Source organism: Rhodococcus koreensis (assembly GCF_017068375.1).
GTDB lineage: Bacteria > Actinomycetota > Actinomycetes > Mycobacteriales > Mycobacteriaceae > Rhodococcus_F > Rhodococcus_F koreensis.
The window spans coordinates 1,060,457-1,080,000 of sequence record NZ_CP070609.1; the positions used below are offsets into that span (position 1 = coordinate 1,060,457).

Consider the following 19,544-nt stretch of genomic DNA (forward strand, 5'->3'; position numbering starts at 1 on the left):
TGCTCGATGAGATTACATCAGTGGCAGTCCGTAACGCTAATCGCCTGGTCAGAGCACATTCTGTCGGATCAACGACTTCGCCGCTCACGCTTTTCCCGCACCCGCACCGAGATGCGGACGGGGCTGCCGTCGAAATTGAACTCCTCACGCAGGCGCCGCTCCAGGAACCGGCGGTAGCCAGCCTCGAGGAACCCGGTCGTGAACAGCACGAACGTCGGCGGACGCGTCCCGGCCTGCGTGGCGAACATCACGCGAGGCAGCCGGCCACCGCGCATCGGCGGCGGCGTCGCGGCGACGACTTCCTTGAGCCACGTGTTGAGCCGGCCCGTCGGAATGCGCTTGTCCCACGATTCCAGCGCCGTGTCGAGGGCGGGCACCAGCTTCTGTACCGCGCGTCCCGTCTGCGCCGAGATGTTGACGCGCTGCGCCCACGGCACCCGCACCAGGTCCCGATCGACTTCGCGGTCGAGCTGAAGTCGCCGGTCCTCGTCGACGAGATCCCACTTGTTGAACGCGATGACGAGAGCCCGGCCGGCGTCGGCCACCATGCTCAGCACGCGCAGGTCCTGCTCCGAGATCGGCTCGGATGCGTCGATCAGCAGAATCGCGACCTCGGCGGCCTCGATGGCGCTCTTCGTCCGCAGCGACGCGTAGAACTCGGCGCCGCTGGCGTGGCTGACCCGCTTGCGCAGACCGGCGGTGTCGACGAAACGCCACGGCCTGCCGCCGAGTTCCACGATCGAGTCGACCGGGTCGACGGTGGTGCCCGCGACGTTGTGGACCACCGAACGCTCGTCGCCCGACAGCTTGTTCAGCAGGCTCGACTTCCCGACGTTCGGCTTCCCGACCAGGGCCACACGACGCGGTCCGCCGCCGGGGATGCCCTCGCGCGGGGTCTCCGGGAGGGCGGCGAGCACCTCGTCGAGGAGATCGCCCGTACCGCGGCCGTGCGTCGCACTCACCGAGTGCGGCTGCCCGAGCCCCAGCGACCACAGTGCGGCCACCTCGGATTCGGTGCGGCCGTCGTCCACCTTGTTGGCGACCAGCAGAACCGGCGTCTTGGACCGGCGCAGCACCTTGGCCACGGCCTCGTCGGTCGCGGTGGCGCCGACGACGGCATCGACCACGAGCAGGATCGCGTCCGCGGTCTGCATCGCCAGCTCCGCCTGCCGGGCCACCGACTGCTGCAGGCCCTTGGCGTCGGGTTCCCAGCCGCCGGTGTCCTGCACCATGAACCGGCGTCCGCTCCAGTTCGCCTCGTACGAGACACGGTCCCGGGTCACACCGGGAATGTCCTCGACGACGGCCTCGCGGCGGCCGATGATCCGGTTGACGAGCGTCGACTTACCGACGTTCGGGCGTCCGACCACGGCGAGGGTGGGAACCGGGACGTGGGCCTCCCCGTCGCCGCCGTCTTCGAGGTCGAGGACCTCCCAGTCGGATTCCTCACTCCAGGTTCCGTCGCCTGCGAACTCGGTGGTGAATTGTTCGGTCACTGCCCTGCTCCACTTCTTTCGCTTACCACCAGCAGCAACCTGCCGATCACGTCGTCGATTCCGAGTTCGCTGGTGTCGACCAGCACGGAATCGTCGGCCGGCCGCAGCGGCGACACGGCGCGCGTGGAGTCGAGGTGGTCACGGCGCTGCACATCGGCCAGCACGGCCGCGTAGTCGTCGCCTCGTCCTTCCGCGAGATTCTGCGCATTCCTGCGCTGGGCCCGGGCTTCCGCCGAGGCGGTCAGGTAGATCTTCACGTCGGCATCGGGAAGCACGACGGTGCCGATGTCCCGGCCCTCGACGACGATCCGTTCGGTCTCGCCCGTGAGACGACGCTGCGCCGCGACGAGCAGTTCGCGCACCGCGGGAACGGCGGAGACAGCCGAGACGGCCTTGGTCACCGCGTCGCCGCGGATCTCCTCCCCCACGTCCTCGCCGTCGAGCAGGACCTGCTCGCCCGCCGGGTCGGTTCCGATCGACCACGGCAGACCGACGGTCGCGTCGGCGATCGCGGCGGGATCGGTGACGTCCACGCCCTTGCGCAGCACATGCAGCGTCGCGATGCGATACATGGCTCCGGTGTCGAGGTACCGGGCGTCGAGTCGCTGCGCCAGCATCCGCGAAACGCTCGACTTCCCGGTTCCGGACGGGCCGTCCATCGCGACGACCAGCGACGAGGCACTCACAGGCCCACCGCCCCGTAGAGACCGCCGACCTCGCCACGACCCAGGACGCGCAATGTGCCGGGCCGCTGGTCGCCGAGCGCGACCGCGCCGATGTCCGTCCGGACGAGCCGGATGACGGGGTGCCCCACGGCGTCGAACAGGCGACGAACGATGTGCTTACGGCCTTCGTGCAGCGTGACCCGGACGAGCGACTTGCCCTCGTTGATGTCGAGGAGCGTGAACGTGTCGACCTTCGCCGGTCCGTCCTCGAGTTCGACACCCTCCTTCAGCTTCTTACCGACGCCGCGCTCGAGAGCACCCGACACGGTCGCTAGGTACGTCTTCGACACCTCGAACGACGGGTGCATCAGCCGATGCGCCAGGTCACCGTCGTTGGTGAGCAGCAGCAGTCCCTCGGTGTCGGCATCGAGCCGACCGACGTGGAACAACCGCTGACCGGCGGCGACCCGCTCGGAGACGATGTCGCCGACGCACGGGCGGCCCAGGTCGTCCGACATCGTCGACTGCCAGCCGCGGGGCTTGTTGAGGGCGAGGTGGACCAGGTCCTTCTGGACGACGACGCGGACACCGTCCACGCGCACCACCGCGTTCTCGGGGTCGATGCGCAGTCCCTGTTCGATGACGATGCGGCCGTCGACCTCGACACGACCCTGCGAGATCAGTTCCTCGGCCGCACGACGCGACGCGACACCGGCCTGAGCGAGAACCTTCTGCAGGCGCATGCCGTCGCCCTGCGGCGGGCCGACGGGCCGATCGGCGTCGGCGTACTGGTGCCGGGCCGGCTTGGCGTTGCTGATCTTGGGGGCCTGGGCCTGGGCCTGCGCGCGCTGCGGCTTGGCCGACTTGGGCTTGCCACGCTTGTTCTTCGCGGCAGGGTCGGGCCTGCCAGGTTTGCCCTTCGCGGCGTCGGGCCGGCCTGATCGATGACCGGCCTCGGCCCTGTCCGGACGCCCTCCGGCCTCCGACCTGGTGCGCCCTCCGGCCTCCGACCTGGTGGGGCGCTGCTTCTTGTTGTTGCGATCCGGTGTGCCATCTCGGCGAGCGGGTTTCTTCACTTTTGTACTATCCCTGTCAGTCTTCGGTGTCCAGCCCGGTGTCCAACTCTTCTGTGGAAGCCGTAGCTTTATTCATTCTCGCAAATCGTGGGTCAGATTCCAGACTGTCACTGATGTCATCTATCAGATCCACATCCGGCAACAACGGAGCCAGCGCGGGAAGATCGGCCAGAGACGCCAAGCCGAGCCGTTCCAGGAAGAGTTCCGTCGTCGAGTACTGCGTGGCGTTGGTATCGGGATCGACGCCGGCTTCGGCGATCAACCCGCGAGCGAGAAGTGTGCGCACCACACCATCCACGTTGACGCCGCGCACCGCACTGATCCGTGCGCGGGTCAACGGTTGACGGTATGCCACCACGGCCAGAGTTTCCAACGCCGCCCTCGTCAGTTTGGAGCGGGCTCCGTCGAGCAGGAGCCGTTCCACGTAGGGCGCGTACGCGGTGCGGGTGTAGAGACGCCAACCGTCACCGGCATATCGGAGGTCCATCCCGCTTCCCCGGGCGGTGAGCTCGGCGGACATGCGGTTCAGCGTCTCCGTGATGCGATTCACAGAAGCACCCGTCGCGGACGCGAGCTGCTCCGCACCGGCCGGAGAGTCGACGATCAGCAGCAACGACTCGAGAACCGCAGCGAGTTCGGTGTCCGACAACTCGGGTTCCGTGTCCGACAACTCGGGTTCCGTGTCCGACAGCTCGGGTTCCGCGTCGACGGCGCCCTCGTCGTCCGGCTCGTCGAGCGGGGCCGAACTCATCCGTAATCCTCCTCGGTCACCGGGGCGTCTGTGCGTTCCCCGGTCCAGCTCACCAGCAATTCCCCGAGTGGCTCGGGCTGTTCGAACAACACCGACTGCTCGCGGTACAGCTCGAGCAGCGCGAGGAATCTTGCCACGATCAGGGCGGTGAGTTCGCACTCCGAGACGAGGTCGCCGAAGGTCGCCCACTCCCCGGCGCCTCGCTCGCGGAGCAGTTCCAGCATCCGCGCCGCCTGGTCGGGGACCGACACCGCGTGCATGTCGTGCAGGTGGTCGAGTCCCACAGTGGGCTTCGGGCGGGGTGTGAACACGGTCGCGGCGATCTCCGCGAACCGCTGCGGGTCGACGCCGAGCAACACTTCCGGCAGCAACTGGGTGAACTGGTCCTCCAGTGCCGCCGACCGCGGATACCGGCGCAGCGCGGCCGCCTCGAGCTCACCGAACAGTTGCGCAACCTGCTTGTACGCGCGGTACTGCAGCAGCCGGGCGAACAGCAGGTCGCGCGCCTCGAGAAGCGCCAGGTCCTCGGCGTCCTCCACCTGCCCCGCCGGGAGCAGACGCGCCGCCTTCAGATCGAGCAGCGTCGCGGCGACGACCAGGAATTCCGTCGTCTGGTCGAGTCCCATCTCCGCGCCGAGCGTGCGGGTGTAGGCGATGAAGTCGTCCGTCACCTGGTGCAGCGCGACTTCCGTGACGTCCAGCTGTCGCTGGTTGATCAGGGTGAGGAGCAGATCGAACGGTCCCTCGAAGTTGCGCAGCGTCACCCGGAAGCCGGGCTTGACGGCGGGCGCCTGCGGGTCCTCGGTGTTCGAACCCTCGGTCTGCGGTGGTGCCGGAATGTCTTGCGTATTCACCACTTACCGGCCGGACCGGTGAATGACCTCGCGTGCCAGCGCACGGTACGCCTCGGCGCCGGTCGACTTGGGCGCCCAGGTGGTGATCGGTTCCCCGGCGACGGAGGTCTCGGGGAATCGCACGGTCCGGTTGATCACAGTGTCGTAGACCAGATCCCCGAACACCTCCACCACGCGAGCCATCACCTCGCGCGCGTGCAGGGTACGCGAGTCGAACATCGTCACGACGATGCCGGCGAGTTCGAGACGCGGGTTGAGCCTGTCGTGGACCTTCTCGACCGTGTCGTTGAGCAGCGCCAGGCCGCGCAGGCTGAAGTACTCGCATTCCATCGGGATGATCACCGAGTCCGCGCAGGCCAGCGCGTTGACCGTGAGCAGACCGAGGGACGGCTGGCAGTCGATGAGGACGTAGTCGTAGCGGTCGAGCACGGGATGCAGCACGCGACCGAGCGTCTGCTCACGGCCTACCTCGGTGACGAGCTGGATCTCCGCCGCCGACAGGTCGATGTTGCTCGGCAGAAGGTCGAGGCCCTCGACGCGCGTCCGCATCAGGACGTCGTCGATGGAGACGCGCGGTTCGACGAGCAGATTGTGGACGGTCAGTTCGAGGTCGTTGTGCGCGACTCCGAGGCCCGCGGACAGCGCCCCCTGGGGATCGAGGTCGACGAGCAGGACCCGCCGGCCGTATTCGGCCAGCGACGCACCCAGATTGATCGTCGACGTCGTCTTGCCGACGCCGCCCTTCTGGTTGCACATCGCGACGATCTTGGCCGGACCGTGCGAGGGCAACGGGGCGGGTTCCGGCACCTCACGCGTCGGCCGACCCGTGGGGCCGAGTTCCTCCTCCACGACCACGGCAGCGTCGTCGAACAAGTCTGCGGTGTCGGTTTGCCGCACGTCGAACATGTCGCCCTCCGGTTGCGAGTGCTCTGACTCCGCCGCTGGCGGCTGCGGTGTCACCACGGTCCGATGATCCCCTGTTCTCTCGATGATCGCTGTCGATCCCACATCGTTATACGAACGCTACCGCCTCGTACCGTGAATTTTCCCCTCGACACGCTTTCCGCTACCGCGCCCGGGGATGTGCTCCCGCCCAGACCTCGCGCAGCGCACCCACTGTCAGCAGCGTATATATCTGCGTGGTCGTCATCGACGCGTGTCCCAGCAACTCCTCGACGACGCGGACGTCGGTGCCGCCGTCGAGCAGGTGGGTCGCCGGCCTCGGAGCGGGCCCCCGTCGAACAGCGCCCGGGCCACCGAACTCGCCGCCAGCGGCGGCAGTTCACGGTTCGGATCACCCGTCCGCAGGGCGATCACCACGTCATGTCCGCGCGGCTTCGTCCCCAGCGGCACGTGTGCGCTTCCGCTCGCTGAACCGTTCGGGGCGATCGACCCAGGGGGCGCTCACGTCGCGGAGTTCGCCGAGACCGCCCGGCCGGGACCGGGCGGCGGCGAGGGCCATGACGCCGGATGCGGCCGTGGCGTTGACGATGGTCCCGTTCAGCACCATCGACACGACCTCGTCGAACGGAATCCGCTCGATCTCGAGGTCGGCTTCCTCGTCCTCCGGGTCGGGCCGGTCCACCTCGTACAGGTCCTCGGCGAGGAACACGCGCACCGACTCGTCCGTGAACCCCGGTGAGAGAACGACATCCACGAGGACGGACCAGCGCCGGGCCGCGAGGCCGGTCTCTTCCGCCAGTTCGCGTCGCGCGGCGTCGACGGGGTCCTCCCCCGGCTCGTCCAGCAGACCCGCCGGGATCTCCCACAACCGGCGCCCCACCGGGTGCCGGTACTGGTGGATCAGGACGACCCGGTCCTCCTCGTCGAGCACCACGACTGCGACGGCGCCGTGGTGCTCGACCACCTCACGTTCGGCGGTCCGGCCGTCCGGCATTGCGACGTGATCCACCCGCAGGGCGAGGATCGCGCCGCTGTAGACGGCGCGCGAGTCGAGGGTCTCGAATTCGTGCCGGCCGATGTCGGGCATGGTCCGTCTCGCCCTATCCCGCGCTGTCGACCGACGCGACCTCGTCGCGGTCGGCGGAATCGGCGATCTCGGCGTCGGCGGCCGCCGCACGCTCCTCACCGTGCACGTCGACGGGGAGGCGCTCCTCGAGCTTGTGCCTCAGCGCCGCGTCGACGAACGCCGCGAACAGAGGATGCGGGCGCGTCGGACGGCTCTTCAGCTCGGGGTGGGCCTGCGTGGCGACGAAGAACGGGTGCTGGTCGGCCGGGTACTCGACGAACTCGACGAGGTGACCGTCGGGAGAGGTGCCGCTGAACCGGAGTCCGCTCTTGGCGATCCGGTCCCGGTACGCGTTGTTGACCTCGTAGCGGTGACGGTGCCGCTCCGACACCTCTTCGCTGCCGTACGCCCGCGCCACGACGGACCCCTTCGCCAGGACTGCGGGGTACGCGCCGAGGCGCATCGTGCCACCGAGGTCGGCCTCACCGGCGATGACGTCTTCCTGGTCGGCCATCGTGGAGATCACGGGGTGGGTGGTCTCGGGTTCGAACTCGGCGGAGTTGGCGTCGTCCAGACCCACGCTGCGCGCGGCCTCGATCACGACGCACTGCAGACCCAGGCACAGTCCGAGCAGGGGGATCTTCCGGTGGCGGGCGTACCGGATCGCGCCGAGTTTGCCCTCGATGCCGCGGATGCCGAAGCCACCGGGGATCAGCACGCCGTCGACGTCGCCGAGCGCGGCCTGCGCGCCCGCCTCGGTCTCACATGCGTCGGACGGCACCCACGAGATCTCCACCTTCGAGCGGTTCGCGAACCCGCCTGCACGCAGCGCCTCGGTGACGGACAGGTACGCGTCCGGCAGGTCGACGTATTTTCCGACCAGGGCGATCCGCACGGTCTCGCGCGGCTGGTGGACGCGCTCGAGCAGGTTTCCCCATACGGTCCAGTCCACGTCGCGGAACGGCAGTCCCAGCTGACGGACGACGTACGCGTCGAGGCCCTCGCTGTGCAGCACCTTCGGGATGTCGTAGATCGACGGCGCGTCGGGGGTCGAGATGCAGCCGTCGACGTCGACGTCGCACATGAGAGCGATCTTGTTCTTCAGCGCCGGGGGGACCTCGCGATCGCAGCGCAGGATCAGCGCGTCGGGCTGGATGCCGATGTTCCGCAGCGCGGCGACCGAGTGCTGGGTGGGCTTCGTCTTGAGCTCACCCGACGGCGCCAGGTACGGGACCAGGGAGACGTGGAGGAAGAAGACGTTGTCCCGGCCGACGTCGTGGCGCACCTGACGGGCGGCCTCGAGGAACGGCTGCGACTCGATGTCGCCGACGGTGCCGCCGATCTCCGTGATGACGACGTCGGGGCGGTGTCCCTGCAGATCCGGCCCGCTCATCGCGAGGATCCGGCTCTTGATCTCGTCCGTGATGTGCGGAATGACCTGGACGGTGTCGCCGAGGTATTCGCCGCGCCGCTCCTTGGCGATGACCGTCGAATACACCTGGCCGGTGGTCACATTCGCCTGACCGGACAGGTCGCGGTCGAGGAAGCGCTCGTAGTGGCCGACGTCGAGGTCGGTCTCGGCGCCGTCCTCGGTGACGAAGACCTCACCGTGCTGGAAGGGGTTCATCGTGCCCGGATCGACGTTGAGGTACGGATCCAGTTTCTGCATGGTCACGCGCATTCCCCGCGCGGTCAGCAATTGCCCGAGGCTCGAGGCTGTGAGGCCCTTGCCGAGTGAGGAGGCGACGCCGCCGCTCACGAAGATGTGCTTGGTGGCGGTACGCGAATGAGTGCGTGACTGTGGCAAAGGGGCTCCCGTGACGACTGTGCAGGGCTTGGTCTGTTCGAGCAATGCTGGGGCCTGCCGACCCACGGGACTTCACGGTAACACCTCGGCGGACGTCCCGGAAACAACGCGCCGCGATTGCCCGCCCCGATGTGACGCGCGCTACGCCGGGGTGGCCCCCACGGTGACTCCGGTGGTGCCGGGTCCCGTGCCGTACCGGCCTGCGCCGCCGTTCAGTTGCTCCTGCAGCGCCAGCGGAACGGTGATCTTGCCCGCTTCCCGGTCGATGTTGTCGATCGTCGTGAGCGCCGCAGAGAGGGCGGCGTCGGCGCGTGCCACGGCGACCGCGCCGTTGCCCTGGGCGGAGGCCGGACGTCCGGCGAGCACCGCCCCGGCACCGCGCGCGTCCAGCGCGCCCGCGAACCGGGCCACGACCGCACCGCGGTTGCCGCTGACGCCGTCCTCCACGTCCCGATCTCCGGTCAGCACCACCGCGACCTGCGCAGGCTGGACGGCCCCGTCGTCGTAGCTGACGAATCCGGCGCCGCGCAGGGTCTCGAGGGCAAGCGCCATCTCCTGGGCGGAACTCTGCGGCTGACCCGTCTCCTTGCCGAGCATGAGGACCGAACCCAGCAGGTCGCCTGCGAGGCTGCCCTGGTCGACGGCCCCGGTCTTCAACGTGACGCCCGCGGGGATCACATTGTTGACGACCGTCCGCAACCGGTCGCCGCCGGTGGCGTCGACGAACGAGTCGGTCAACGACACCCGCCCGGTCACCGAACCTCCTGCTTGCGCGATCATCCGGTTGACCCCGTCGAGGTCGGCGGGGTCGGCATCGGGGGTCGTCACGACCATCACGGTGCGCTGCGCGAGCGAGTCGGCGACCACGCGGCCGCCCACCGCGGAATCGAATCCGTCGGCCGAGTTCAACTGCTCGGTCAGTTGGTTGTTGCGTTCTGTCGCGTTCTCCATGTCGGTCTGCAAGTCGGCCTTGTCGTCGCGCAGCCCCGACACGAGACCACTCGACAACAGGCCGGAGCCCATCACCACGCCGATTGCCAGAGCCAGAAAGATCGCCGCTATGGAAATGGCATGTTGACGCAGAGAAATCACTTGAAGAACCCCTGCACCCACAACGCGAAGCTGTTCCACGTCGCGACAGCCCAATCGAGTGCCTCACCACCCACGTTGGACACGACCAGAGCCACGATCACCGCCACGAGCGCGGCGAGGACGAGCAGCGCGATCGCGCCGCCCGACACCCGGCTGCGGTACAGGGTCGCGACAGCCTTCGCGTCCACCAGTTTCGGCCCGACCTTCAGGCGGGTCATGAACGCCGACGGATTGCTGTCGCGGCGGCCGCGGTCGAAGAACTCGTCGAGGGAGACGGTGCTCCCGACCGTGACGATCAGCGACGCGCCGTGATGATCGGCCAGCAGCAGCGCCAGGTCGGACGGGGATCCGGACGCGGGGAACGTCATCGCTCCGATGCCGAGGTCCTGGATGCGCGACAGACCGGGTGCGTGGCCGTCCTGATCGGCGGGGAGAACCACCTCGGCGCCCGACTTCAACGTGGCGCTCGTGATGTCCTCGGGGTCGCCGACGATGAGATCCGGGCGATAGCCCGCCGACTTCAGGACGTCGGCACCTGCCCCGACACCGATGAGGATCGGCGAGTACTCCTTGATGAACGGCTTGAGGTTCTTCAGGTCGGACGCGTGGTCCGGGCCGTCGGACACGATCACGACGTGCCGTTCCTTCATGTCGACGTCGACGTCGGGGACCCCGACACCGTCGATCAGCAACGGACTCTCGGTGCGGATGAACTCGATGGTGTTGCCGGAGAACGCCTCGAGGTGGTCGACCAGACCGGTCTTCGCCTCGATCATCCGGTCGGAGATCTCCGCCTCGGTCTGTTCGTCGCCCTTGGCGATGCGCCGTTCCCCGGAGTAGACACCTCCCCCGTTCACCCGGACCTTGCTGCCGTCCTTGATGCTCTTGAAGACCTCGGCGCCCGCCGAATCCACCAGGAGGATCCCGTTGGCGACGATCACCTCCGGGCCGAGATTGGGATAGCGCCCCGAGATCGAGGGTGACGCGTTGATCACTGCGAGGACGCCCGCCTTCACCAGGGCATCCGCGGTTCCACGATCGAGGTCGAGCTCGTCGAGAACAACGATGTCACCGGGTCCGACGCGGCGCAGCAACTTGGCCGTGTTGCGATCCACCCTGGCGATGCCGCTGACCCCAGGCAAAGTTTCGGTGTTACGTGACAGCAGTGCCGGCATCTTCATGGATTCGATGATGGACCGGAAGCCGGACCGACCTGTGGAGGCGCGCCGAACCGTTTACCACATCAGTCACACCATTACCACGGACGGCCCGCCGGGCCGGGTCAGGCGGAACGCTCGGCGCTGGCGGTCGCCAACAGCTCCTCCGCGTGGGCGCGTCCGGTCTCGGTGTCGTCGAGGCCGGCGAGCATCCGGGCCAGTTCCACGACCCGTTCGTCGTCGGTGAGTGTGTGCACGCCACTGCTGACGACGCCGTCCTCGTCGTCGACCTTGTCGACCACTAGGTGGGTGTCCGCGAACGCCGCGACCTGCGGCAGGTGCGTGACGACGATGACCTGGTGCGTGCGGGCCAGCCGGGCCAGCCGCCTGCCGATCTCGACCGCTGCCCGTCCGCCGACACCGGCGTCGACCTCGTCGAACACCATCGTCGCGCCCGAGTCGGACCCGGCGAGCACCACCTCGAGGGCGAGCATCACGCGTGAGAGCTCACCGCCGGACGCGCTCTTGCTGATGGGCAGCGACTGCGCGCCGCTGTGCGCCGACAGCCGGAACTCCACTTCGTCGACGCCGGACGATCCCGCATGGAGTTCGGTGCCGTCGACGGTGAGCGGGGCCGTGTCCTGGGGTCCGGCGATTCGGGGCCGGACTGTCACCTCGAGCGCCGCCCGGCCCATTGCCAGACCGGCGAGTTCGGAGCTGACGGCCTTGGCGAGTTTGGTCGCGGCCTTGACGCGGGCGGCGGTCAGTTTGGACGCGGCCTCCGCGGTCGACGCCGCCGACTCCTCCACCTGTTTCGTCAGCGCGGCCAGCGCGTCGGAGGACACGTCGATCTTCTCGAGCCGCGCACGGGCGTTGTCGGCCCATTCCAGGACGCCGTCGACGTCGGCGGCGTACTTGCGGATGAGGTTCTTCAGCTCCGCCTGCCGGGACAGCAGGGAGTCCAGTGCCCCCGGGTCCGCGGGCAGTCCGGCGAGGTATGTGGTGAGGTCGGCGGAGACGTCGGTGACCACCGCGATCACCTCGGCGAGGCGGGGTCCGAGTCCGTCGAGTTCGGGGTCGGTGGCCGATTCGATCCGGGCCCGCGCCTCGGACAGCAGGTCCAGCGCGGGCGCGGCCACACCGTCGCCGTCCATGTCGTCGCCGCCTGCGAGCGCGGCGTGTGCTTCCTCCGCCGCCGACCGCAGCGAGTCGAGTTCGCTGAGCCTGCGGACCTCGGAGACGATCGACTCGTCCTCGCCCGGGGCCGGGGCGACGCCGTCGATCTCGTTGAGGGCGAATGTCAGTTGGTCGGCTTCCTGCGCGAGTTCCCGCGTACGACCGGTCCGTTCGATGAGTTCGGATCGCGCGGTCATCCACTCGTCGCGGTGCTTGCGGTACCGCGCGACCAGCGGACCGACCGTCTTGTCCGCGAATCGGTCGAGTGCGGCGCACTGCTGGTCCGGGCGGAGCAGCCGCAGCTGGTCGTTCTGCCCGTGCACGGTGAGCAGCGGATCGGTGAACTCGGACAACACGCCCGCCGGAACGCTGCGCCCACCCAGGTGGGCACGGGACCGGCCGTCGCTGCCGACGGTGCGGACCGCGATGATGGTGCCGTCCTCGTCGCGCTCGGCACCGGTCGATTCGAGCAGCCGGGACACGGCGCGTTCGACGTGCTCCGAGCCTTCGTCGGTCATGAACCGGCCCTCGACGACGGCGCGGGGCGCACCGAGGCGAACCCGTCCCGCGTCTGCTCGCGCACCGCTGAGCAGGTGCAGGCTCGTCACCACCATCGTCTTGCCCGCACCGGTCTCACCCGTGAGCACCGTCAAACCTTCGTGGAATTGCGCCGACGCCTCGGAGATCACACCGAGGTTGTCGATCCTGATCTCTGCCAGCACGTCTAGGGCTTCCTTCCTCGCCACCCGGTGACGGGCAGCTCGAACTTTCGCACCATCCGGTCCGCGAACGGCGCCGAATCCAGTCGTACCCAGCGAACGGGTTCCTTGCCACGCACCACTTCGACGCGGGCGCCCGCAGGCAATTCGAGGGTCCGGCGACCGTCGCAGAACACCAGGCCGTCGTGGCTGCCTGCCACCGTCTCCACCGCGATCAGCGATTCCGGGCTCGTCACGAGGGGGCGCGCGAACAAGGCATGCGCGTTGCTCGGGACGACCAGCAGCGCCTCGAGCTCCGGCCACACCACAGGGCCACCCGCGGAGAACGCGTATGCCGTCGACCCGGTGGGTGTGGAGATGAGCACGCCGTCGCAGCCGAACGCCGACACCGGCCGCCCGTCCACCTCGAGCACCACCTCGAGGACACCGAGCCGGGACCGGTTCTCGATGCTCGCCTCGTTGAGCGCCCAGCCTCGTTCGATGATCTCGTCGTCCACCCGGACGAGCACGTCCAGCGTCATGCGGTGTTCGATGCGGTATTCCCGGCGCACCACCTGTCCGAGCGCCTCGTCGAGGTGCTCGGCCTCCGTTTCCGCGAGGAACCCGATCCGGCCCAGATTGATGCCGAGGACCGGAATGGACGCGGCCTGGGCGAGTTCCGCCGCCCGGAGGAACGTCCCGTCCCCACCGAGGACGAGCACCATCTCGCACCCGAGGGCCGCGTCGGGGCCTGCCTGCACGATGGTGACTTCGAGCCCGGGAACCAGGAATTCGTCGGCCGCCATGCCGTCCATCGGTTCGATGCGAGTGCTGTCGACCTCGTCGACGAGGACGCGCAGTCCGATCCCGGCCCGCTCGAAGATCTTGCCGACGCGCCGCGCCGTCTCCGTGATCTCCGCGCGACCCGGGTGCGCCACGAGCAGGATCTCCCGCTCGCGTTGCTGGGCGCCGCTGCTTCCCCCGCTCACTGTGGTCCCTCCTGCACCGCGGTGCGGATCAACTCTTCTACCGACTCGACCGGTACATCATCCGTCCCGGGTGTGACATCCGCGCGGAGCCACAGGAAGTATTCGACGTTCCCCGACGGTCCCGGCAGCGGGCTGGCCACCGCACCGACGGTACGTAGTCCGAGCGAGGCCGCCGTCTTCGCGACATCCAGTATCGCGGCGACCCGCAACTCCGGGTCACGCACCACCCCACCGGAGCCCACGTGATCCTTGCCGACCTCGAACTGCGGCTTCACCATCGGAATCAGGTCTGCGCCCTCGCCCACGCAGGCGACGAACGCCGGGAGAACCAGCTTCAGGGAGATGAACGACAGGTCCGCGACCACCAGTTCGACCGGGCCGCCGATCTGCTCGGCATCGATGGATCGCACGTTGGTGCGGTCCACGACGTGCACGCGGTCGTCGGACTGCAGCCGCCACACCAACTGTCCGTACCCGACGTCCACCGCCACGACCTCCCGCGCGCCGTGGTGCAGCAGCACATCGGTGAAGCCGCCGGTCGATGCGCCGGCGTCGAGGCAACGCTTGCCGTCGACTTCGAGTCCGCGGGGGCCGAACGCCTCGAGAGCGCCGAGGAGTTTGTGCGCGCCACGGGATGCCCAGGACACTTCGTTGTCGACCTCGACGACCCGCAACGGGGTTCCCGCTTCGATGGCGGTGGCCGGTTTGGTCGCTGCCGCACCCGAGATCAGCACTCGGCCGGAGGCGATGAGTTCTTGCGCGTGTTCTCGGGACCGGGCCAGCCCCCGCCGAACGAGTTCGGCATCCACCCGTGCTCGACGGGCCACGTCAGATCTTGTCCACGGTGGCCAGGGCCTCCACCAGCACGTCGTGCGCCTTCTCGAGAAGGTGGGCTTTGCGTGGAATGACCCCGACGCCGTGCTCGTCGTCGGGATCAGGTTCGACGGCTCCGAGCCGCGACAACAATCCGTCGACCTCCGTGTGGATCTTCTCGGGGTCGACACTCTGAGGAGGCCCAGGTAGATGGGCTCCCGGGCGCGGTATTGGCGTGCTCATCGGGCACAACGCTAGTCCATCGCGTTCCGATACGCATACAGCGAATCGCGTGACGAACAACGCGGGTCGGGCGGCTTTCAGGCACCCCAGCCGGACACGACCGCGCTCACCGCGGGCGTCGTCGATGTGATCCGCACGAAGTCGGGGAATTTCCACGCACCGACGGCCACCACTCGCAGCAACTCAGTCGAATCCACCGGCTCGGCCGAATCCGCGGTCGGTTCGATCACCAGATCGGTGCCGTCGAACTCGACGGACCACCGGCTGTCCTCACCGACCAGCGACTCGTCGGCGGGCCGGTTGAGTGCGTCCAGTGCGGATGCCAGGTAGGTGGGGCGCTGCTCCGGGGCGGCACGCAGGACGTCGATCGCGGTGCTCACGCCGGTGAGGACCAGTAGCGAGTCGAGACCGACGTTGCTGGCGCCTTCGATGTCGGTGTCCAGCCTGTCGCCGACCACCAGGGGCCGCACACAACCGCTGCGGCGCATCGCGTCTTCCATCAGCGGTGCTGCCGGCTTGCCCGCCACGAGTGGTTCGCGGGATGTCGCCGCGCGCAGGGCCGCGACCATCGAACCGTTGCCGAGGACGAGACCCCGCTCGGTGGGGAGGGTCGAGTCCAGGTTCGCCGCCACCCAGACGGCGCCCGCACGGATCGCGAGGGTCGCCTCGGCGAGGATCGCCCAGTCCGTGGTCGGCGAATGTCCCTGGACGACGGCGGCGGGTGCGTCCTCGAACGACCGCACCGGACGCAGTCCGACGTTCCGGACCTCGTCGGCGAGCGCTTCCGTGCCCACGACCAGCACCGCCGAGCCCGGTGCCACGTTCTCCGCGAGGAGCCTGGCCGCGGACTGCGAACTCGTCACCACCGTCGACTCGTCGGCGGCGAAGCCGAGTTCGGTCAGGTGCTCCGCGACGTCGCCGGGACTGCGACTGGCGTTGTTGGTCACGTAGTAGCAGGGCTGCGTCCCGGTCGCCAAAGCCTCACGCGCACCGGGGATTTCCTGCGGCCCCTGGTACAGCGTGCCGTCCAGGTCGAGCAGCAGAGCGTCGTAATCCTCTCGCAGGGTCGTCACTGATCGTCTCCGGTCAGCTCGGCCACACGCTCCTCCGCGTCGGTGTCACCCTCGAGATCCGCCGCAGCGGCGTTGAGGAACCACTTGAGTCCGTCCTCGATGCGACCGGCCGCCACCAGCGCATCGGCATACGCGTAGAACAGACGGGCGGCACCGGGACCGGTCCGCGCGGCGTCGAGATCGGGGGTCTGCAGCGTGACCACGGCCTGATCGAACTGACCGAGGTCCATGCGCGCTCCGGCGACCACCATGCGCAGTTCGGCAGCCTCGTCACCGGACAGCGCAGCAGCTTCCTCGCTTCGCCCGAGTTCGATCGCACGCTCCGGGCGACCCAGTCCACGTTCGCAGTCCGCCATCACCGCGAGCAGTCCGGGACCGCCTGCCATGCGACGAGCAGCGCGCAACTCCGACAGCGCCTCCGCCCATTCGCCGGCGTGGTACGCGGTGATACCCGCGGCCTCACGGACGATGGCGATGCGGCCCGCACGCTGGCGCGCCGCTCGCGCATGCGCGAGCGCAAGTCGCGGATCATCGTCGACGAGTTTGCCGGCCATCACCAGGTGGCGCGCAACCGTGTTCGCGTTCGTCTTGTCCAAGCTCAGCAGATCGCGACGTACCGCGGGATCGAGCTCACCGGCCTCGACGTTCTCGGGCAGATCCGGTTCGTCCGGACGGGCCTGCTGCCGCTGCGGACGGTCACCTTCACGTCCGCGAGGCGCGAAGCCGCCCTCACCGCCACGACGGGGTCCGCCACCGCGACGATCGCCGCCGGCACCGCCACGGTTGTCGCGCGAATCGCGACGGGGACCACCGGACGAGCCACCACGACCCGAACCGCCGGCGCCGCCACGGTCGCCGCTGGACGCACCGCCACGATTGCTGTTGGAGGCATTGCCTCCGCGGAAGGACCGACGTCCGTCGTCACTCTCCGACACAGTCATTCCTTTCACACAAACCACGAAAGGGGACCCAGTATATTGGGTCCCCTTTCGGTAACGGATGTTCGGCGGTGTCCTACTCTCCCACACCCTGTCGGGTGCAGTACCATCGGCGCTGGAGGGCTTAGCTTCCGGGTTCGGAATGGGACCGGGCGTTTCCCCTCCGCTATGGCCGCCGTAACTCTATGAAACTGTCACACGGAACATCAGCGAAGACACAACCACACATCGTTGGACCGATGGTGGTGGTGGTTCTTCTTCTTCAGTTCCGAAACGTGTGTTGTTTCAGATACTGCACAGTGGACGCGTAGCTTCTTTGTGGTAAGTCCTCGGCCTATTAGTACCAGTCACCTGCATCCGTTACCGGACTTCCAGTTCTGGCCTATCAACCCGGTGGTCTGCCGGGGGCCTTACCCCCTCGAGGGGGTGAGAAACCTCATCTTGGAACAGGCTTCCCGCTTAGATGCTTTCAGCGGTTATCCCTTCCGAACGTAGCTAACCAGCGGTGCTCCTGGTGGAACAACTGGCACACCAGAGGTTCGTCCGTCCCGGTCCTCTCGTACTAGGGACAGCCTTCCTCAAGTTTCTAACGCGCGCGGCGGATAGAGACCGAACTGTCTCACGACGTTCTAAACCCAGCTCGCGTGCCGCTTTAATGGGCGAACAGCCCAACCCTTGGGACCTACTCCAGCCCCAGGATGCGACGAGCCGACATCGAGGTGCCAAACCATCCCGTCGATATGGACTCTTGGGGAAGATCAGCCTGTTATCCCCGGGGTACCTTTTATCCGTTGAGCGACACCGCTTCCACTTGCCGGTGCCGGATCACTAGTCCCGACTTTCGTCCCTGCTCGACCTGTCAGTCTCACAGTCAAGCTCCCTTGTGCACTTGCACTCGACACCTGATTGCCAACCAGGCTGAGGGAACCTTTGGGCGCCTCCGTTACATTTTGGGAGGCAACCGCCCCAGTTAAACTACCCACCAGGCACTGTCCCTGAACCAGATCATGGTCCGAGGTTAGAGGTCCAATACGATCAGAGTGGTATTTCAACAACGACTCCACACTCACTGGCGTGAGCGCTTCACAGTCTCCCACCTATCCTACACAAACCGAACCGAACACCAATACCAAGCTGTAGTGAAGGTCCCGGGGTCTTTTCGTCCTGCCGCGCGTAACGAGCATCTTTACTCGTAATGCAATTTCGCCGAGTCTATGGTTGAGACAGCTGAGAAGTCGTTACGCCATTCGTGCAGGTCGGAACTTACCCGACAAGGAATTTCGCTACCTTAGGATGGTTATAGTTACCACCGCCGTTTACTGGGGCTTAAATTCTCAGCTTCGCTCCGAAGAGCTAACCGGTCCTCTTAACCTTCCAGCACCGGGCAGGCGTCAGTCCGTATACATCGTCTTACGACTTCGCACGGACCTGTGTTTTTAGTAAACAGTCGCTTCTCACTGGTCTCTGCGGCCCCACCCAGCTCACACTGCAAGAGTGATCACCGGACGAGGCCCCCCTTCTCCCGAAGTTACGGGGGCATTTTGCCGAGTTCCTTAACCATAGTTATCTCGATCGCCTTAGTATTCTCTACCTGACCACCTGTGTCGGTTTGGGGTACGGGCCGTGTGAAAGCTCGCTAGAGGCTTTTCTCGGCAGCATAGGATCACTGAATTCGCCTCATTCGGCTATGCGTCACCTCTCAGGCTGTGTGAATGGCGGATTTGCCTACCATTCGCCCTACAGGCTTACACCAGTATTACCACTGACTGGCTCAGCTACCTTCCTGCGTCACCCCATCGCTTGGCTACTACCAGATCAGGTCCCATGCATCCACATCCAGGGCCCCCGAAGGGACGTAAGGACGCTTCAGGATGGTTAGTATCACTGATTCACCAGGGGCGCGTTCACACGGGTACGGGAATATCAACCCGTTGTCCATCGGCTACGCCTGTCGGCCTCGTCTTAGGTCCCGACTCACCCTGGGCGGATTAACCTGGCCCAGGAACCCTTGGTCATTCGGCGGACGAGTTTCTCACTCGTCTTTCGCTACTCATGCCTGCATTCTCACTCGTGTGGCCTCCACGGCTGGGTCACCCCGCCGCTTCCATGGCCACACGACGCTCCCCTACCCATCCACACCACTGCCCACGACTCCGCAGAATCGCAGGGGTGCATTGTGTGAATGCCGCAGCTTCGGTGGTGTACTTGAGCCCCGCTACATTGTCGGCGCAGGATCACTTGACCAGTGAGCTATTACGCACTCTTTCAAGGGTGGCTGCTTCTAAGCCAACCTCCTGGTTGTCTTCGCGACCCCACATCCTTTTCCACTTAGTACACGCTTAGGGACCTTAGCTGGCGATCTGGGCTGTTTCCCTCTCGACTACGAACCTTATCGCCCGCAGTCTCACTGCCGCGCTCTCACTCACCGGCATTCGGAGTTTGGCTGATTTCGGTAAGCTTGTGGGCCCCCTAGACCATCCAGTAGCTCTACCTCCGGTGAGAAACACGCGACGCTGCACCTAAATGCATTTCGGGGAGAACCAGCTATCACGGAGTTTGATTGGCCTTTCACCCCTACCCACAGCTCATCCCCTCAGTTTTCAACCTAAGTGGGTTCGGTCCTCCACGACGTCTTACCGTCGCTTCAACCTGGCCATGGGTAGATCACTCCGCTTCGGGTCTAGAACATGCCACTAAAACGCCCTATTCGGACTCGCTTTCGCTACGGCTACCCCACACGGGTTAAC

Annotated in this window: 16 protein-coding genes, 2 rRNA genes and 1 pseudogene (1 of these 19 cut by a window edge); all 19 read right to left on the reverse strand. The window is 66.9% G+C overall.

The window, feature by feature from the left end; genetic code table 11:
* Positions 1-68 precede the first annotated feature (68 nt).
* Entirely contained in the window at positions 69-1,496 is a 1,428-nt protein-coding gene (der, locus tag JWS14_RS04820) for a ribosome biogenesis GTPase Der (RefSeq protein ID WP_012687907.1), read from the reverse strand.
* Positions 1,493-2,182: a (d)CMP kinase gene (gene cmk / locus JWS14_RS04825; protein WP_206012618.1), complete on the reverse strand. Its 690-nt coding sequence runs from the start codon at positions 2,180-2,182 to the stop codon at positions 1,493-1,495. The genes der and cmk overlap by 4 nt, the downstream gene beginning before the upstream one ends.
* The gene (locus JWS14_RS04830) at positions 2,179-3,237 is read right to left on the reverse strand and encodes a pseudouridine synthase (protein ID WP_206012619.1); all 1,059 of its coding nucleotides are present in this window, start codon (positions 3,235-3,237) and stop codon (positions 2,179-2,181) included. Before JWS14_RS04830 ends, cmk begins: the two co-directional genes overlap by 4 nt.
* Positions 3,238-3,253: 16 nt before the next feature.
* Positions 3,254-3,988 (reverse strand): SMC-Scp complex subunit ScpB, encoded by a 735-nt coding sequence (gene scpB, locus JWS14_RS04835; protein ID WP_206012620.1) that lies wholly within the window; start codon positions 3,986-3,988, stop codon positions 3,254-3,256.
* Positions 3,985-4,845, reverse strand: coding sequence for a segregation and condensation protein A (locus tag JWS14_RS04840; protein WP_206012621.1), 861 nt, complete (start codon positions 4,843-4,845; stop codon positions 3,985-3,987). Before JWS14_RS04840 ends, scpB begins: the two co-directional genes overlap by 4 nt.
* A complete protein-coding gene (locus tag JWS14_RS04845; protein WP_072941884.1) occupies positions 4,846-5,850 on the reverse strand; it encodes a ParA family protein in 1,005 nt (334 codons plus the stop codon).
* Between the two features lie 58 nt (positions 5,851-5,908).
* Positions 5,909-6,058, reverse strand: a pseudogene (locus tag JWS14_RS04850) (tyrosine-type recombinase/integrase); the annotation flags it as partial.
* 105 nt (positions 6,059-6,163) lie between these two features.
* Positions 6,164-6,832, reverse strand: a complete 669-nt coding sequence (locus JWS14_RS04855; protein ID WP_206012622.1) for an NUDIX domain-containing protein — start codon at positions 6,830-6,832, stop codon at positions 6,164-6,166.
* Positions 6,833-6,845: 13 nt separating this feature from the next.
* A complete protein-coding gene (locus JWS14_RS04860; RefSeq protein ID WP_206012623.1) occupies positions 6,846-8,618 on the reverse strand; it encodes a CTP synthase in 1,773 nt (590 codons plus the stop codon).
* Between the two features lie 141 nt (positions 8,619-8,759).
* Positions 8,760-9,710 carry a copper transporter gene (locus JWS14_RS04865; RefSeq protein ID WP_206012624.1) on the reverse strand — a complete coding sequence of 317 codons (951 nt, stop codon included), beginning with the start codon at positions 9,708-9,710 and terminating at the stop codon, positions 8,760-8,762.
* A complete protein-coding gene (gene steA / locus JWS14_RS04870) occupies positions 9,707-10,891 on the reverse strand; it encodes a putative cytokinetic ring protein SteA (RefSeq protein WP_095863647.1) in 1,185 nt (394 codons plus the stop codon). Before steA ends, JWS14_RS04865 begins: the two co-directional genes overlap by 4 nt.
* A gap of 101 nt (positions 10,892-10,992) precedes the next feature.
* Positions 10,993-12,765: a DNA repair protein RecN gene (gene recN / locus JWS14_RS04875; protein WP_072941895.1), complete on the reverse strand. Its 1,773-nt coding sequence runs from the start codon at positions 12,763-12,765 to the stop codon at positions 10,993-10,995.
* Positions 12,766-12,767: 2 nt separating this feature from the next.
* Complete coding sequence (locus JWS14_RS04880; RefSeq protein ID WP_072941897.1) at positions 12,768-13,730, reverse strand: NAD kinase; 963 nt, start codon at positions 13,728-13,730, stop codon at positions 12,768-12,770.
* Positions 13,727-14,557, reverse strand: coding sequence for a TlyA family RNA methyltransferase (locus JWS14_RS04885; protein ID WP_206012625.1), 831 nt, complete (start codon positions 14,555-14,557; stop codon positions 13,727-13,729). The genes JWS14_RS04880 and JWS14_RS04885 overlap by 4 nt, the downstream gene beginning before the upstream one ends.
* 1 nt (position 14,558) lies before the next feature.
* The gene (locus tag JWS14_RS04890; protein ID WP_043943807.1) at positions 14,559-14,786 is read right to left on the reverse strand and encodes a hypothetical protein; all 228 of its coding nucleotides are present in this window, start codon (positions 14,784-14,786) and stop codon (positions 14,559-14,561) included.
* 77 nt (positions 14,787-14,863) lie between these two features.
* Positions 14,864-15,859, reverse strand: a complete 996-nt coding sequence (locus tag JWS14_RS04895; protein ID WP_206012626.1) for an HAD-IIA family hydrolase — start codon at positions 15,857-15,859, stop codon at positions 14,864-14,866.
* Positions 15,856-16,800, reverse strand: coding sequence for a tetratricopeptide repeat protein (locus JWS14_RS04900; protein ID WP_072941904.1), 945 nt, complete (start codon positions 16,798-16,800; stop codon positions 15,856-15,858). Before JWS14_RS04900 ends, JWS14_RS04895 begins: the two co-directional genes overlap by 4 nt.
* Positions 16,801-16,860: 60 nt before the next feature.
* A 5S ribosomal RNA gene (gene rrf / locus JWS14_RS04905) occupies positions 16,861-16,977 on the reverse strand.
* Positions 16,978-17,114: 137 nt separating this feature from the next.
* Positions 17,115-19,544, reverse strand: a 23S ribosomal RNA gene (locus JWS14_RS04910); it runs 703 nt beyond the window's last position.

Bases quoted from the DNA above. Each gene is read 5' to 3' on its own strand.
- JWS14_RS04890 (WP_043943807.1), bottom strand. From the start codon at position 14,786: ATGAGCACGCCAATACCGCGCCCGGGAGCCCATCTACCTGGGCCTCCT.
- JWS14_RS04900 (WP_072941904.1), bottom strand. From the start codon at position 16,800: ATGACTGTGTCGGAGAGTGACGACGGACGTCGGTCCTTCCGCGGAGGC.
- steA (WP_095863647.1), bottom strand. From the start codon at position 10,891: ATGAAGATGCCGGCACTGCTGTCACGTAACACCGAAACTTTGCCTGGG.
- scpB (WP_206012620.1), bottom strand. From the start codon at position 3,988: ATGAGTTCGGCCCCGCTCGACGAGCCGGACGACGAGGGCGCCGTCGAC.
- JWS14_RS04855 (WP_206012622.1), bottom strand. From the start codon at position 6,832: ATGCCCGACATCGGCCGGCACGAATTCGAGACCCTCGACTCGCGCGCC.